At 56.9% G+C, this 504-nt stretch carries 1 protein-coding gene; it reads right to left on the reverse strand.

What is annotated here, in order from left to right:
* A partial coding sequence (locus tag IE142_RS36185; protein WP_229831346.1) for a DUF6541 family protein occupies nucleotides 1-504 on the reverse strand: 504 nt, incomplete at both ends.

Consider the following 504-nt stretch of genomic DNA (forward strand, 5'->3'; position numbering starts at 1 on the left):
GATTCCAACGTTGCAGGAAATACCTGCATAATACCAGCATTCCGGCAGGGAAAATCACGCCCGAAGCAATGATCCACGTGATATTGAATGCCGCGTAGATCGAACATTGCACGCCGAACAGCGCCGCGATCTTAATCACAAGGTAAGCACAGATGTGAAACAACGGCGGATAAAACGAATCATGCGGCCACAAATGCAGAGCCGCCCCCAATCCCTCGTCAAGCAGACGGTGAATGAAATAGTAATGCGCGGGGGCATCGCTGCTGACGATCGGCGTATTCCACACCGTGGAGGGGAACCACGCAATCACCAGGCATAGTGCGGACGCGACGCCGATAATCGACGTAAGCCACGGCAATAACGCGCGGAGCGACACCGGACGCAACATCGCGTGGCACCGCTGCAGGCCATGTTTCTGCCCGGACGGACCGCCCTTGGCCGAATCATTCCTGGCTGGACCATTCGTAGCCGAACCATCCTTGGCCGAGCCATTCTGCCGAGCCT

Source organism: Streptomyces mutabilis, assembly GCF_014649815.1.
Lineage (GTDB): Bacteria > Actinomycetota > Actinomycetes > Streptomycetales > Streptomycetaceae > Streptomyces > Streptomyces mutabilis.